At 68.8% G+C, this 14,772-nt stretch carries 12 protein-coding genes; 2 read left to right on the forward strand and 10 right to left on the reverse strand.

Features of this window, described 5'->3' with window-relative positions; all coding sequences use genetic code 11:
- Nucleotides 1–189: 189 nt before the first annotated feature.
- Nucleotides 190–1,011 carry an abortive infection family protein gene (locus tag ABEA93_RS28005; protein WP_345678590.1) on the reverse strand — a complete coding sequence of 274 codons (822 nt, stop codon included), beginning with the start codon at nucleotides 1,009–1,011 and terminating at the stop codon, nucleotides 190–192.
- A gap of 176 nt (nucleotides 1,012–1,187) precedes the next feature.
- Between ABEA93_RS28005 and ABEA93_RS28010 the strand changes: the two genes are divergently transcribed.
- Nucleotides 1,188–2,123, forward strand: a complete 936-nt coding sequence (locus ABEA93_RS28010; protein ID WP_345678591.1) for an abortive infection family protein — start codon at nucleotides 1,188–1,190, stop codon at nucleotides 2,121–2,123.
- Nucleotides 2,124–2,387: 264 nt separating this feature from the next.
- Here the strand turns inward: ABEA93_RS28010 and ABEA93_RS28015 are convergent, their stop codons facing one another.
- The 7 genes from ABEA93_RS28015 to ABEA93_RS28045 form a co-directional block, all read right to left on the reverse strand.
- Nucleotides 2,388–3,062, reverse strand: a complete 675-nt coding sequence (locus ABEA93_RS28015; protein ID WP_345678592.1) for a response regulator transcription factor — start codon at nucleotides 3,060–3,062, stop codon at nucleotides 2,388–2,390.
- A gap of 79 nt (nucleotides 3,063–3,141) precedes the next feature.
- The gene (locus ABEA93_RS28020) at nucleotides 3,142–4,359 is read right to left on the reverse strand and encodes a sensor histidine kinase (protein WP_345678593.1); all 1,218 of its coding nucleotides are present in this window, start codon (nucleotides 4,357–4,359) and stop codon (nucleotides 3,142–3,144) included.
- A gap of 162 nt (nucleotides 4,360–4,521) precedes the next feature.
- Nucleotides 4,522–6,801 carry an MMPL family transporter gene (locus ABEA93_RS28025; protein WP_345678594.1) on the reverse strand — a complete coding sequence of 760 codons (2,280 nt, stop codon included), beginning with the start codon at nucleotides 6,799–6,801 and terminating at the stop codon, nucleotides 4,522–4,524.
- A 237-nt stretch (nucleotides 6,802–7,038) separates the two neighbouring features.
- A complete protein-coding gene (locus ABEA93_RS28030) occupies nucleotides 7,039–7,776 on the reverse strand; it encodes an ROK family protein (protein ID WP_345678595.1) in 738 nt (245 codons plus the stop codon).
- Nucleotides 7,777–8,037: 261 nt separating this feature from the next.
- A complete protein-coding gene (locus ABEA93_RS28035) occupies nucleotides 8,038–9,417 on the reverse strand; it encodes a site-specific integrase (RefSeq protein WP_345678596.1) in 1,380 nt (459 codons plus the stop codon).
- A 60-nt stretch (nucleotides 9,418–9,477) separates the two neighbouring features.
- Entirely contained in the window at nucleotides 9,478–9,666 is a 189-nt protein-coding gene (locus tag ABEA93_RS28040) for a helix-turn-helix transcriptional regulator (protein WP_345678597.1), read from the reverse strand.
- 103 nt (nucleotides 9,667–9,769) lie between these two features.
- The gene (locus ABEA93_RS28045; RefSeq protein WP_345678598.1) at nucleotides 9,770–10,354 is read right to left on the reverse strand and encodes a helix-turn-helix domain-containing protein; all 585 of its coding nucleotides are present in this window, start codon (nucleotides 10,352–10,354) and stop codon (nucleotides 9,770–9,772) included.
- Nucleotides 10,355–10,619: 265 nt separating this feature from the next.
- On the opposite strand from ABEA93_RS28045, the gene ABEA93_RS28050 reads away from it, so the two are divergent.
- Nucleotides 10,620–10,766, forward strand: a complete 147-nt coding sequence (locus ABEA93_RS28050) for a hypothetical protein (RefSeq protein ID WP_345678599.1) — start codon at nucleotides 10,620–10,622, stop codon at nucleotides 10,764–10,766.
- Between the two features lie 60 nt (nucleotides 10,767–10,826).
- Here the strand turns inward: ABEA93_RS28050 and ABEA93_RS28055 are convergent, their stop codons facing one another.
- Nucleotides 10,827–13,466 (reverse strand): family 78 glycoside hydrolase catalytic domain, encoded by a 2,640-nt coding sequence (locus tag ABEA93_RS28055; protein WP_345678600.1) that lies wholly within the window; start codon nucleotides 13,464–13,466, stop codon nucleotides 10,827–10,829.
- A gap of 33 nt (nucleotides 13,467–13,499) precedes the next feature.
- Nucleotides 13,500–14,474, reverse strand: a complete 975-nt coding sequence (locus ABEA93_RS28060; RefSeq protein ID WP_345678601.1) for a glycoside hydrolase family 43 protein — start codon at nucleotides 14,472–14,474, stop codon at nucleotides 13,500–13,502.
- Nucleotides 14,475–14,772 lie beyond the last annotated feature (298 nt).

Below are 14,772 nucleotides of genomic sequence, written 5' to 3' on the forward strand. Positions count from 1 at the left end.
CCCGCCGTTCCAGCACCGCCTCGGCCTCCCGCAACGCGACCCCGACCCGGTCCGCCTCCGCCCGAAGCTCCTCCACCCGAACCCGGGCAGCGATCTCCCGCTCCTCCAACAACCCCATCACCGACGGCACAAACACCCCCGCGCAAGAGACGACACCGACGCGTCATCCCTCCCGCACAACAACCCACTTCATACCTGACCAGCGAAAACGCACACCGAACTCTCGGAAAGGCAACGGCTTCTGAGTCCTGACGGAGCTGTGAGGCGGCCGTGTCCGGTGCCGTATCGGTTGCGCAGTTCGGCGACGCCGATCGCCGCGGAGGTCAACGCACCCAGAATCCGCCTGATGCTTTCCGCGTTGTCCGGGCTGGACGTGGTCGCCACGGGCGGCAGCGCGGCCGGATGCAGGTGAAGGGCCTTCTGTGCCTGCTTGATCAGGGCCGGTAGGTCGTCTCGTTCGTCCACAGGCAGCCCGCGCTCCAGAAGCACAACCTTCGCCGTCGCTTCAATGAGCTGCTTGGCTGCACCGATTGCGTCGTCCACATGCTCCGCGCCGAACCTGCGCACCCGCTCCAACTCGGCGTGGATACCCGACGGCTCGGCCAGTTGGGTGGTGTGGAGGACCAGCCGGGACACTTGCGCCGTGTGCAGACGCAGGTCGTCGCCGAGGCGGATACCGTCGCGGCCGAACGCCTCACGCAGCTCGGCCAGATCATCGCCTGCGATCCCGTCGCCGCCGCCCTTGCGGCCGTCACGGTCGATCCGCCGCAACAAGGACTCGAATACCCGCAGGGCCCTCGCCACATGGTCCGCGTCGGTCCAATCCACCGAGGCGGCGTATGCGTCGAAGGTCTGCTTGCGGACCCCGCCCTCCCCGGGGGTGAAGTCCGCGGCGGGGGCGAAGTGCTCGTTCTCCCAGTATTCGCTGATCGCCGCCATCGCCAAACCGCTCATCCACCCGCGCACAGCGTTGCGCGCAGTACGGGACAGGAGTTCACGGTGTACAGGCATACGAAGACGGTACGGCGAGGTCGTCGGGGACGCGCCGGATTTTGCCGTCAAGCCGACGCATGGGCCGGTGGGCGGCAGGAAGCTCTCGCAGGGTTCACGGAAAATCGCGGACCGGCGCTGAGACGGCTGGGATAGTTGTCGGAATCCTGACCCGAACACCCGCCCGGGGGCCAACCGTGTCCGCCCAGCACATCACCGAGCTCACACGCCGTCACATCGCCGACACCCTCCATCTGGAGAACATCAACTGGGCCGGCCGCATGGACGACGCCGAATTCCTCGGGCGCCTCTACGACCTGCAGTCCCTGGAAAGCCACGACAGCCGGTTCCGCACAGCCGCCGGCGACATCATCCAGCACACCTGCAACAACGACGACTGGGAACGCGACTGGGTGTTCGGCGACTCCCGGTTCGGACTCCACCACGGCTCCGACAAGGTTTTCCTGGCCTTCCTCGCCGAGACCCTGCACCCCGTCGTACGCAACGACCCCGACGAGACCGCTAAGCTGCTGAAGATCTACAACGACGCGCTCGCTCCCGACGGGTACACCCTCGTCCAGACCGCCGCCATCAGTGGGCGCGCCCTCTACGGCAGCAGGCAGACCTCGGGCTTCCACGGCGACGCACCGGAACTTCGCCTCGACACACGCCCCGTGCTCACCGACTCCCGAGTCCTCCACGAACACCTCGCGCGCATCCGTGACGGACTCGACCGCGACCCAGCCGCGGCGATCTCCTCCAGCAAGGAGCTCGTCGAGAGCCTGTTCAAGCTCATCCTCGAACGCAGCGCAATCCCGTACGACCGCAACGACGACATTCCCAAGCTGTACAAGAAGGTTGCCGACCTCCTGGCCCTCAAAGCCGAATCGGTACCCTCCAGCGCGCGCGGCAGCGAGACCGCCCAGAAGATCCTGCGCACGCTCACAACCACCGTGCAGTCACTCACCGAACTGCGCAACGAACTCGGCCTCGGCCACGGCCGCAGCACCCCCAGCCCGGCCCTCGCCAGACACGCCAGGCTCGCACTCAACGCCACCGTCGCCATCACGGAGTTCCTCCTCGACACGTGGCAGGACCGCGTCGAAAAGGGAGACGTCACTCTGGTCGCCTAACAGCGCCGCATGCGGCAGCACTCGACGTCTGCAGGCACACAAGCGAGTAGTAGGCGTCTGGCGCCGAGCCCCGGGAAGAATCACGGCCAGTGCGAACGCGCCGGTGCACACCGAATCGACCGCTCGGCCCCGAGAGCCAACCCCCGGATGCGGCCGCGCAGTCGCGGGTCCGGGTCGTGCACCGGGCCGCTTGGGAGTACCGGAGTCGGCCATGCCTGGGATCTGTCGGGCCTGGCCGTGAAGCGGAACCAGTGCTCCCCGGCTTCAGCTCGGCGTCGCCCGCACCAGCCCCGACTGGTAAGCGATGACGACGAGTTGTGCGCGGTCTCGGGCGTGGAGTTTGGCCATCGCGCGGTGGACGTGGGTGCGGGCGGTCAAGGGGCTGACCACGAGTTCTTCGGCGATCTCCTCGTTGCTGCGGCCCAACGCTGCCAACACCATCACCTCCTTCTCGCGGGCGGTCAGTGAGTCGAGTTCCGCGGCAGATGCCAACTCGGTGCCGGGATCGGGCGTGGCGAGGAAGCGGGTGATGAGGGCGCGTGCCGCAGTCGGGGAGAGCAGCGCCTCACCGTCGGCGATCGTACGGATCGCATCGAGGAGTTGCTCGGCGTTGACGTCCTTGCCGAGGAATCCGCTGGCGCCGGCGCGGATCGCCAAGGCGACGTACTCGTCGATCTCGAAAGTCGTGAGGATGAGCACGCGCGTCGCAGCAAGAGCGTCGTCCGCACAAATCGTCGCGGTGGCGGCCAGCCCGTCGGTGCCAGGCATGCGGATGTCCATGACGACGACGTCGGGACGATGCGCGCGGGTGAGTTCGACGGCCTCCCCGCCGTCGGCGGCTTCTCCGACGACTTCCATGTCCGGGCAGGAATCGATGAGCATCCGGAAGGTGGCGCGCAGCAGTGCCTGGTCGTCGGCGAGCAGGACGCGGATGGTCATGAGGCGGGTCTTCTTTCGCGGGCTACGGGTTGGGAGTGCGGGGGTGTCCGGGGATGTTCGGCGCCGCTGAGCTGCGCGGTCAGTCCGGATCCAGCGGGAGTTCGGCGGTGACCTGGAACCCGCCGGACGGCCGCGGTCCCGCGGTGAGGCGCCCGGCAACCGATTGCGCCCGCTCGCGCATGCCGATAAGTCCGAACCCGGTGGTGGGAGGTGAGGTGTGTGCAGGGCGGGTGGCCGGAGCGGAGTCGTGGACCACTGCGGGCGATGTGCCGCCGGCCCGCCCTTCGTCGGCGATCACGACGGTGAGCAGGCCGGGCTCGTAGACGAGCCGCACGTCCGCCCTGGACACCCCGGCGTGTTTGGCGACGTTGGTCAGGGCTTCCTGCACGATGCGGTACGCGGTGACTTCCACGGCCGGCGAAATCGGCCGAGGTGTTCCCTCGGAAGCCACCTCGACGGCGAGCCCGACGCCGGCGAACGAGGCGGCGAGCCCAGGAATCCGGTCGATCCCGGGGGCGGGTTCGAGTGGAGCGTCCGGGTCGTCCGGTTGCCGCAGCAGACCGACGGTGGCCTTGAGTTCGCGCAGCGCCGCGGCCGTGGTGCCGGCCAGTTCGTCGAGGATGTCCCGCATCGCGTCGGGGTTGCTGCGGGCGAGGTGGGCGGCAGTGCCGGCCTGGGCGTTGGCGAGCGCCAGATGGTGCGCCACAACGTCGTGGAGTTCGCGGGCGATGCGCATGCGCTCCTCGGCCACCCGATGCCGGGTTTCTTCTTCTCGGGCGCGTTCGACGTGGGCAATTTCGGCGGCGATGAAGGTCCGCCGTGTCTGTACGCCGCGGCCGAGCAGAGCGGACAGCATGATCCAGGCCGGCGGGTTGATCGTGCGGAGCACAACCGGGTGGTGCGCGGAGTCGGGAACGGATGCGGTGATCAACAGGAGCGCGCTGATGGCAAACGCGTACCACCAGGTCGTCGCGCGCCGGGCGATCGTTGCGTACGCGTAGAGCGCGAGCATGAGGGGCCCCATGAGCAGCGGCGTCAGGAGATGCCCCAGGGCGCTCTCGGCCACGGTGCAGGCGGCGGTCACCACAAGTACGGCTCGGGGATTGCTGCGGCGCCACAACAATGCCGCGCTGGCGACGCCGGCGGGCACCAGGACGGTCCACCACGCGACGTCCGGGCCGCTGACGAGTCCGCCCAAGACCGAGAAACCGAAGAGCATCGTTGCCACGAGCCCGTCGGCCACGCGCGGATGGCCTTTGGCGCGGCGGCGCCAGTCGGCCGTCCAGTTCGTGCTCATCCCGGTTCCCTGACTCCGCTCGGTGTGCTGGCTCCATGGTCGGTCATGGGCGGTACAACAGGGCGCAGGCCACGTGCGTGCCTGCAAAGTCCCTGGCGCGCGCCTTGTCAAGCGCAAGGCACGCGCCGGGACTCCGGGGCTCAACCGCACGGATTCAGCTGGTCAGACGCGGATCGGTGCACCCTGATCGGCGTCGTCCGCCTGACCTTCCGACCCGATCGTCGCCGACTCGTGCCCGTCCGGGGCAACCGGCCGGCTGAGCGTCTCGCCCTCGATGTCCACACGGGGCAAGGCCCTGTGCAGCCACCGCGGCATCCACCAGGCCTTTTCTCCGAGCAGGGCCATGACCGCGGGCACGATGGTCATCCGGACCACGAAGGCGTCGAACAGCACCGCCGTGGCCAGGCCGAAACCGATCATTTTGATCATGGATTCGTCGGCGCCGACGAACCCGGAGAACACCGCCATCATGATCAGCGCCGCGGCCGTCACCACCCGGGTGCTGTGCCGGAAGCCGTTGACCAGCGCGGGCCCGGGCTTGTCGCCGTGCACGTACGCCTCACGCACCCGGGACAGCAGGAACACCTCGTAGTCCATGGCCAGCCCGAACACGATGCCCACCATGAAGATCGGCATCAGGCTCATGATCGGTCCGGTCGACTCCACGCCGAGCAGGTCGGCCGCCCAGCCCCACTGGAACACCGCGACCACCAGGCCCAGCGCGGCCAGCAGCGAGAGCAGGAAGCCCAGCGCGGCCTTGAGCGGGACCAGCAGCGACCGGAACACGACGAGAAGCAGCAGGATGGCCAAGCCCACGACGACGACCAGGTACGGAACCAGGGCGTTCTGCACCTTCTGCGCGATGTCGATGTTCATCGCGGTGGTGCCGGTGACCTCGAACGACGCACCCTCGGCGAATCCGCCCGCGGCACGTTCGTCGCGGATGGTGTGCACGATCTGCTTCGTCTTGGCGTCGCTTGGCCCGGTGGCCGGCACCGCGGAGAACACCGCGGTGTCACCGGCCGGATTGAACCGGGCCTCCGAGACCGACACCACGCCTTCGGTGGCGGCAACGCGCTGCTCGATCCCCTCGACGGCCGCCTTCGGGTCCTGCGCGCCCCGCGCATCGACCACCACGGTCAGCGGCCCGTTGAAGCCCGCGCCAAACCCGTGCGCCAGCGCGTCGTACGCCCTGCGCTCGGTACTCGACGTCGGCTTGACCTCATCGCCCGGCATGCCCAGCTGGAGGTCCGCCACCGGCAGTGCGAGGGCACTCAGACCGGCGACGGCGGCAAGGAGCACCGGCAGCGGGTGCCGCAGGACGAACCGCGCCCACCGCGAGCCGCCGTTCTCCTTGACCGGGTCTGCCGCGGTGGACGCAGCCGAGCCGTGCCCGGGGGCAGGACGACGGTTCCGCTTGCGCTCCTTGCGGGACAGCACCGCGCGCGGGGCGAACCCGAGCAGCGCCGGGACGAGGGTCAGTGCGACGAGTACCGCGACAACCACGGCACCTGCGGCGGCCAGGCCCATCTTGGTGAGCATCGGGATGCCGACCACCGACAGGCCCGCGAGTGCGATCACCACCGTTAGGCCGGCGAACACCACGGCCGACCCCGCTGTGCCCACCGCCAGCCCGGCAGCTTCTCGCGGCGCGTGCCCCCTACCGCGTTCTTCGCGGTAGCGGGACACCACGAATACGGCGTAGTCGATACCGACGGCCAAACCGAGCATCATCGCCAGGGTGCCGGTGGTGGACGACAAGCCCAGCGTGCTGCCCAAGGCTGTGATGGCGGCCAGGCTGATGCCCACGCCGACGATGGCGGTGAGCAGGGGCAGGCCCGCGGCGACGAATGAGCCAAACGTGACCAGCAGGACGATCGCCGCGATCGCTATGCCGATCACCTCGGTGGCGCCTCCTGCCGACGCTTGGTCGGCCAAGGCGTTGCCGCCCACCTCCACGGTCAGGCCCGCGTCGCGCGCCTGCTGGATCGAGTGCTCCAGCGGCTGCTTCTCCGCGGCCGAGAGGTCGTTGGCCTTCTCCTTGAATGTGACTGTGGCGTAGGCCGTGGACCCGTCCGCACTGACGGCGTCCCGAGTGGTGAAGGGATCGACCGCACCCGCCACCCCGGAATCCGCGCCGGCGTCGGCCACCACGCGCTCGATCGCGGCCTTGTTGTGGTCGGAGGTGACCTGCTGCCCCGTCGGCGCGACGAACACGACGCGCGCGACCGCACCGTCCGCCTGAGTCCCGGGGAACCGCTGGTCCATCAGGTCGAACGCATGCTGGGACTCGATGCCCGGCATCGAGAACCCGTCGTCGGGCGCGGCCGGCGCCTTCGCGGCGCCGAAGCCGACCGCCCCCAGCACCGCCACCCATATCAGCAGGACGGTCCATCGGCGCCGGAAGGACAAACGGCCCAGCCGGTAGAGAAGAGCAGCCACGCGGAGGTCTCCAGATCGATCTCGGATACCTCTCGAGCCTCCCTTGCCGACGCGGTTTCGTCGTCGTGCGGCTGCCGTCACTGCGCATACGGGGATCGCAGTACACGGGCGCAGGCCGTACGCCGTAGGGCATGGATCAGCGCGTTCGCCGGGCAGTGCGGCCACCCTCGAGGAACCGCGAGCCGACACAGTGCCTGACGGCGATGCCTGGCCGTCAGCCGTCAGGAATGTCGGTGGTCAGCTCAAGACCATGGGATCGGCGAGAACCCGTGCCACCACGGTTCCCGCCCCGCCGCGGACGGCGCTTTCCGACGCCAACGCGGCGGCCCGGATCGTCGGGACGCTCCCTCGGAGCCTGCCCCCCGAGCGGCCGAGTGCGGCTTCGATGTGCGGCGCCATCCACGGAGACGGAGCCAGGAGTGCGTGCAGCCCGCCGAGGACGACCGTGTCGGGGTCGAGCAGGTTGACCGCGGCGATCAACGCGACGGCCATTCCGCCACCCGCCGCTTCGACCGCGGCGGCCGCGAGCGCATCACCCGTCTCCAACCGACGCAGCAGTTCTGCTGTCGCGTCGGGCAAGTGCCCGGCGCCGCCCCCGTCCACGCCTTCGATGGCCGCTGCCCGCAGCACAGCGTCCAACCCGGCGATCTGCTCCACGCAGCCGCGCCCCCCACAAGCGCAGAGTGGTCCGGAGGGGTCGACCACCACGTGGCCGATCTCCCCCGCCGCCCCATGGGCACCGCGGAAAAGCTCTCCGTCGACGACGAGGCCGGCCCCGATGCCGGCCTCTCCGGAAACGTAGACGTAGCTGCCGGATCCCCGTCCGGCGCCATACCAAAGCTCCCCCAGCGCACCCAGGTTCGCTTCGTTCTCCATGCGTACACCGATCGGCTGCGGCGGAAGGGCCTCCGCGAGGAGCGCCTCCACACCCACGACGCCGCGGTACGGCAGCGCTACGCGGAAGCCCAGCCGCACACCCTGCCCCGACTCTCCGTCGCACCGGAGTCCTGAATCGGGTGGTCCGGTTGCGGAAGAGCAGCCGGGCGTGCGTAACGCGTTCTTCCCGTGCGAGCAGGGGTGGTTCGTCCTCGCCGCTTGGGACCTGCTGCATCACCAATGCTGCCCGCCGAATGCCGGCTGGGAGTCAAGCAAGTCGCGAGGTTCTTTGGCGCCAGAACGCGACCGCGCAAGAAGAGTCAGCCCGAGCCCTGCGGATTCGACCAAGGCGTCTCGACATTATGATTCTGGGTTTCCCCACGCCTTCAGGGCTGCGTCGATGAACACGTTGGCGCGGTTGACGGATTCGTCAAGGCACTTCGCGTAGACGCGCAGGAGGATGGCGACTGTCTGTCCGGCACGGCGGGCGACTTCGGTCGGGTCGACACCCGAGTTGAGCCAGAAGGAAACGCAGGCGTGGCGTAGGTCGTAGGGGCGCTTGGCGAGGACGGAATCGAACTGCACAGGGGTCAGTACCGCCTTCCGGGCCACGCGCCATTCGGCGCGATAAGCGCTGTCTTGGACCAGTCCCCCATGACCGCTACGGAACAACCGACCGTCGGGGGCCACTCCGTATCGGTAGATGTGCCAGCGCAACGCGGCGACGAGGGGCGGAGGTATGGGGACCGGGCGAACTGCGCTCCGGGAGCGGGCTTTCAGTCCACGTTCGTCGTGCGATTCCCCGCTGTCCGTCCATGCAGCGCCGACCCGCGGCCGGGCGCCGTGAAGGTGCAGCATGCCCCAGCCGCGTTTGGGAAGCGTGCAGTCGTCGTAGCGGAGCCAGACCGCCTCGCCGGTGCGCATGCCGGCGTAGTACAAGCACGCGAAGAAGGCAGCCAAGTGACGTCCTCGACGGCTCTGAGCGTAAACCTGTCCCAACAGGGCGCGGGCTTGCACTGGGTTGACCACCGATGCCCGCTCGACCTGGGTCTCGCGGTTCCCTGGGGACCATCGCACTTTGGCCAGTGGATTGTTCTCGAGTCTGCCCAGTTCGATGGCGTAGCCGAGCGCGGCGCGGAAGACATCGCGCTTGTTGTCGAAGGTTCCGGGTGCGGCCGGCCTGCCGTCGAGACGAACCGAGAACGCCGACAGAGCCTTTCGGAGAACATCGGGCCGGTCCAGCTCACTCATCGGGACGGAGTGGCGACCGATCCAGTCAAGGCAGTGCCGAACATCGGGCGGGACATCGTCATCCCAACGGTGGACGTTGAATGCGTAGTGGTAGAGAGCCGCCCTCAGTTGCTTCACATCAGGCATCCCGCGGGTTGTGGTGACCAGGGCCATGGAAGCGTCGGCGAGGCACTTGGCACGTTGCATGCGGGATGTAGCCGCGCTGCGTTGCCACTTCATTTCGATGAAGTCGCGGGCGTGCACGTACCAAGTCACGTTGTTGCGGGCTCGCAGCTCGGATATCGGCAGGCCAGTCTCTTCGTCGAACGGCTCGCCGCGGTTGAACGCGGACAAGAGTTCGGCCCGGCGGCCGTCTGCCAGGGTCCGGTTGCGGAGGGTCTCCTGGAATCGTTTCGTCCCGACTTTCCAGATGACCTCGGCTGACTTCTGACCCCGGTCGGTACGCTGCCGTACCGCCCAGATGGCGACTTTGAACGTCGGCTTGGGCATGACTTTCCCTTCGGCTGACCCACGGAGGACGAGAGGGCGGCGCTCCTGCACCTCCGTCGATCAGGCCGCGCGGTCCTCCAGTTCGGCGAACCAGGCATCGACGTCTGCCTGGTGGAAGCGGATCTGGCCGTTGGGCAGCTTGAACGACTTGGGGCCGAGACCTCTGACAGCCATGCGGTAGTAGGCGGCGCGCGACATGCCCAGCTCTTCCAGAAATTCCGCGAGTCGTAGGGTCTTGGGGCGAGGCATCGGTGCTCCTCGAGACGGTGCGTGTGCGGGCATGGCGGACCGGCCCGCCCCCGTGTGGCGTGGATTGCGGGCTACAGGTGGATCGGCGGCGGCCTGAGGCCGGTTAGTCGGCTTGCGGCAGGCCTTCGGGCCATGGCGGCAGCACCAGGCCACTCGCACTCATACGGCTGCGAATTTCGTGAAGAGCCCGAACGTCGTCGGCCAGCATCGCCTCAGCATGGACCACACTCGTGCCCGGCGTTCGTCGGCGCTCCTCGCAGATGCGCAGCGACGTTATGGCCGTGTAGGCGGCTTGCGCGTGCATGCGGAACGCGTCGATCGTGGCGCGGGCGCTGCCCCGGGGAGCAGGCTCCTCGAGTGGCGTCTCTTCGGTGAACCAAGCGACTGCATCCCAGACGGGGATTTCCCGACCGGGGAACGCTTCAACTGTCGCGCGGTGGCCGAGCGGGAAGACCAGGCCGACCGGGCCTACGTTCAATGCCCGAGCCAGGACCAACAGCTCCCCCACTCCCAACGATGCGCGTCGACCTGTCTCGATGTTGGTCACGGCCTTGACCGGGATCTCGAGACCAAGCTCCGCGCAGGCGTCCGCGAGGTCCTGGGCAGTCATGCCCAGTTGTTTGCGGTAGTTCCGCACCTGCGTTCCCACGGCTTCAAGAAGTTGAGTCGACCACCCGGCAGCATCCATGAAGGAAGTTTTACATATAAAACTTCCCCAAGCAAGGAATTTTGATCAAGAAAAATTCCCCATCTGCGACTGGCAAGCTCGGCCCCGTCAGCGGATCAAGGCGCCCGACCGTCGGCTCCCCGGCTCAGCCGATCACCCGGCCCAGGCATGGCGGTGATCCGGCGGACCGCATCGGCACGGCACCGACGTCGACGGCGAGCCGACCCTCGTCGCCCCCTCTCCCGAGAACTGTGGGGCATTTGGGGGTGGTGGGAAGATGTACGCGATGGGCCGGGTCGGGAAATCCGCGCTGGCCGCGCACTGGCCGCCGTTCGGCGCGAGCCGGTGCACCGCGGACACCCCGGCCGCCGTCGACGCCGAGATCGCCCCGCTGGCCCGCGCCTGCAATCGGGCTTGCGCGTCAGATGCGTGAACTCGTGCGGGGTGGCCGCGCGGGCGCAGGGGGGTGTACCGCGACCGGGGTGTTCGGCCGTCAGTCGGTGATGGTGAATGCGTGCGTGCCTGCGGGCACGGTGCGCTTTTCGCCGTTGGGGAGGCGGACGTCTGCGCGGGTGTTGGAAGGCACGGTGACGGTGACGGTCAGGCCCGCGGGTGTTTTCTCCCAGTGGCTGTGCACAGTGCCGTAGAGACTGGTGTAAGCCGCGCGCACGTGGGTGAGGGTGCCGCCGGGAACCGGGGCGACGACGAAGTGGTTCTCGCCGTCGACGCGGATGCCGGCGGCGGTGTCGAAGAGCCATTGGCATACCGCGCCGGGTGAGTAGTGGTTGTGGCTGGCGGTGCCTTCCCAGTCCTCCCACACGGTGGTCGCACCGGCGTGCACTTGGGCGAGCCAGCTGGGTGCCTGGTCGTTTTCGAGCATGCGGTAAGCGACGTCCGCGCGTCCGGCGTCGGTGAGCGCGGGCAGGATGAAGGGGGTGGACAAGAACCCCGTGCCGACCCGGTAGCCGCGCTGTTCGACTGCGGTGACCAGGCGCTCTTGCACCTTGCGCCGGGGTTCGCCGTCGAGCAGTCCCAGCGCGAGGGGGCGGACCAGTTTGGCCTGCCGGTCGGTGTCGATGCCGCCTTGCGTGAGGAAAAGGTGCTGGTAGGCGGTTTTGGCGCCGTCGGCGTACCGCGCGAACAGCGCCGCGTCGTCGACGTGGCCGAGGGCCTGGGCGATCTCGGCCATGTGGCGCATCGTGTAGTACAGGTACGCCGTGCACTCTTCGGTGCGCGGGGGCTGGGCGCGGGACGGCATCGGGTCGCGGAACTCGGTCGGCTCCAGCCACTCGCCGAGGTGGAGGCCCTTCTCGTAGACGTAGGCGTCGTACGGGTTGGCCTTCGCGGCCTCGGGGTCCTGGTGGCCGGTGTTGTCGATCATGAACTGGGCGTAGCGCCGCATGGTGTCGTAGCAGTCGCGGATGACCTCCTCGTCGCCGTAGCGCTTCCACAGACGGTATGGGATCAGCACCACCGCGTCCGCCCAGCCGACCGAGACGCCGCTGTTGTCGTAGAGCACCGACGCGCCGTTGTAGGGCACGACGGCGGAGGAGGTGCCGTCGGCGAACTGTCCGTCGCGCACGTCGAGAAGCCATTTGCGGAAGAACGGCGCCACGTCCATCAGATAGGCGGCGGTGTCGACGAATATCTGGGCGTCGCCGGTCCAGCCGAGCCGTTCGCGGGTCGGGCAGTCGGTGGGCACGTCGAGGAAGTTGCCCTTCATGCTCCACCGGGTGTTCTCCAGGAAGCGGTTCACGTCCGGGTTGGAGCATGCGAACGTGCCGGCCTGGGGCATGGCGGAGTAGACCGCGACGGCGTGGAAGTCGGCCGGGTCGATGTCGACGTCCGTCTCGACGAGGGCGTAGCGAAATCCGAAGACCGCGAAGGCGGTGCGGTAGTGGTCGCGGCCGGTACCGCTGCAGCGGAAGGTGACCTCCTGCCGCGGGGTGGGCTGCAGTTCCTCCGTGATCAGCGCGGTCTGTCCGGTGATCAGCAGCATCTCGGTTTCGGGTCCGAACTCCTTGACCGGCTTGTGCACCTGCATGTTGGCCTGGGTGAACTCGCCGTCCTCGTCGAGGACCTCCCCGAGGCGCAGCGTGATCTGCTGGCCTTTGCGCCCGGCCGCGGTGAAACCCACGAATCCGGCGATGTTCTGGCCGAAGTCGAGCACCCGCGCGCCGCCGGGCGTGGTGAGCAGCCGGGCGGGGAAGACCTCGTGCGTCCGGGGCTCGACGTTGTTCGAGGCCGTCGGGGTGAGGTGCTCCCGGGTCAGGCGGGCCTGTCGGGTGTAGGTGGGGGACATCGCCGCGTCGTACACCTCGCCGTCCTTCAGGTCGGCGAAGCGCACCGGACCGTCATTGCTCCACGCGAAGGCGTCGTCGCTGACGATGGTGTCGCGGCTGCCATCGTCGTAGGTGACCTCGAGCTGGCACAGCAGCTTGGTTTCCCGGCCGAAGACGTGGGTGACGCCGAAGCAGCCGACCGAACCGCGGTACCAGCCGTCCGCCAAGTCGACCTCGAGCACGTGGTCGCCTGCACCGCCGCCGGCCATCGGGCCCGCTCCCCGGCCGGTCACCAGGTCGGTCACATCGTAGGTCTGGTACTGCAGCCGGTGGCGGTAGTCGGTGGCACCGGGGGCGAGTTGGAACTCGCCCACCCGCCGGCCGTCGATGCGCGCCTCGTAGATCCCGCACGCGGTGATGTACAGCCGTGCACGACGCGCCGGACCCCGCGTGCGGAACGTGCGGCGGAAGCAGTCCACGGGGTAGCGGACGTCCCGGACCGGGGTGTAGTCGCCGGTGATCCACCGGGCCGACCAGTCGTCCGGCGCCAACAACCCCAGCTCGAACCGGGAATGCGCCGGCTCGCCCGCGCGGTCGTCCTCGTCCCACAAGGTGACCGACCACGCGACACAGTCGCGGCTGCCAAGCGGCGCCCCGTCGTAGGCGATGTGGCTCATACGCGACGAGGGGACCTTGCCGGTGTCCCAGACGGTGTCGCCGTCGCGTACGGCAACGATGCGGTAGGCGGTCTGCCGCTCGCCCTCGTCGCAGTTCCAGTACAGCCGCGGCCGGGTGATGTCGATGCCCAACGGCTCGGACAGGTACTCCGTGCGCAGGCGGACGGCTTTCATCGTCGGTTTCCTTCCAAGGCGTGGGGCGGCGTATCAGGCACCGCATCCGGGGCCGTCACCCGGCCCGCCCGCACGGTGCGGCCGCGCAAGCTCGATACCTCCCGACACCTCCCGCAGGGGGAGGATGACGGCGCGTTCCCTCGGGGTCTCGTTGGGCTGGTGCAGCGCCAGCACCAGCCCGCCTCCGGGCAGCCGGGCGACCATGCCGTGCCCGCCGTCACTCGACCACAGCGGCGTCCCCTGCTGGACCCACGGCCCCAGCACGTGGCCGGACTCGGAGCGCGCCACCCCCATCGCGTAGCCCGCATCCCCCCAACTCGACCACAGCATCAGCAGCGTGCCGTCGCCGGTGCGGTGCAGGAACGGGCCGTCGGTCACATAGGCCGCCTGCCCGTCTTCCCCGTCGTGCTCCCGTCCGTCGGAGTCGTCCGCCGCCTGCGGCGCGTTCAACGCACGTGCCCACGCGGCCTGCGACGCGCGGAACAGCAGGCTCGGCGGACCGGCTGCGGAACGCAGGTCCTCGGTCAGGCGCTGGGCATGGACCTCCCCGTCGCCGACCTGCAACCACTCATGGCAGAACACCATCCACGGCGCACCCTCCGCGTCGATGTGCAGGGTGCCGTCCAGGCACTCCCAGCCGTCAGGCGTGACCGCACCGGTGCTCCAGGGCGTGTACGGGCCGGTCGGTGCGTCCGCGACCAGGACCGCGGTACCGCGCACGACACCCGGACCGCCGAAGGTCGCGAACATGTGCCAGCGCCCCGCGTACGCATAGACCTCCGGCGCCCAGAACTGGCCGGACGACCAGAAGTCGGCCGGAGGCCGGAACGCCGCGATCGGTCCGTGCCACTCCACGAGATCCGCACTCGTCCAACAGTCGAAACCGCGTCCCGGCCCGCTCCAGACGTCGGGATCGGTACTGCCGAACAGCACATAGCCCTCGCCGTCCGGCACCACCAACAGGAAGGGGTCACGAATCTGGATGTCGCCCAGCGCACTTGCGGCCATCAGGCGACACCCCGGACCAGCCGCCCGGCAGCTCGCGGCCGACCGGCGGCCACCCCCACCCCGGGACCCGGGATCCACCGATGGCATGCAGCGCACACAGGTGAACAAGCACCGTCCGTCGTCACGACCGAAAAGCCCCTTCCCGCAAGCGAACGCCAGCGCGCCCCGCACGCGCCGATCATACTAATGCGCATTACAAAAGAGTCAAGAGAAGGTGCACCCGCCGCATAGGAAGCTCACCGCTCGGCATTTCGGCCATCGATGCACGCCGCAGTACCGCACTCATCGAATGGCGCGC

Source organism: Yinghuangia aomiensis (assembly GCF_039542225.1).
In the GTDB taxonomy this organism is placed as follows: domain Bacteria; phylum Actinomycetota; class Actinomycetes; order Streptomycetales; family Streptomycetaceae; genus Yinghuangia; species Yinghuangia aomiensis.

What these genes read in the sequence shown, in the direction of transcription:
- ABEA93_RS28015 (WP_345678592.1), bottom strand. Translation starts at nt 3,062, where the DNA reads ATGACCATCCGCGTCCTGCTCGCCGACGACCAGGCACTGCTGCGCGCC.
- ABEA93_RS28055 (WP_345678600.1), bottom strand. Translation starts at nt 13,466, where the DNA reads ATGAAAGCCGTCCGCCTGCGCACGGAGTACCTGTCCGAGCCGTTGGGC.
- ABEA93_RS28060 (WP_345678601.1), bottom strand. Translation starts at nt 14,474, where the DNA reads ATGGCCGCAAGTGCGCTGGGCGACATCCAGATTCGTGACCCCTTCCTG.
- ABEA93_RS28020 (WP_345678593.1), bottom strand. Translation starts at nt 4,359, where the DNA reads ATGAGCACGAACTGGACGGCCGACTGGCGCCGCCGCGCCAAAGGCCAT.
- ABEA93_RS28050 (WP_345678599.1), top strand. Translation starts at nt 10,620, where the DNA reads ATGGGCCGGGTCGGGAAATCCGCGCTGGCCGCGCACTGGCCGCCGTTC.
- ABEA93_RS28040 (WP_345678597.1), bottom strand. Translation starts at nt 9,666, where the DNA reads ATGCCTCGCCCCAAGACCCTACGACTCGCGGAATTTCTGGAAGAGCTG.
- ABEA93_RS28035 (WP_345678596.1), bottom strand. Translation starts at nt 9,417, where the DNA reads ATGCCCAAGCCGACGTTCAAAGTCGCCATCTGGGCGGTACGGCAGCGT.
- ABEA93_RS28045 (WP_345678598.1), bottom strand. Translation starts at nt 10,354, where the DNA reads ATGGATGCTGCCGGGTGGTCGACTCAACTTCTTGAAGCCGTGGGAACG.
- ABEA93_RS28005 (WP_345678590.1), bottom strand. Translation starts at nt 1,011, where the DNA reads ATGCCTGTACACCGTGAACTCCTGTCCCGTACTGCGCGCAACGCTGTG.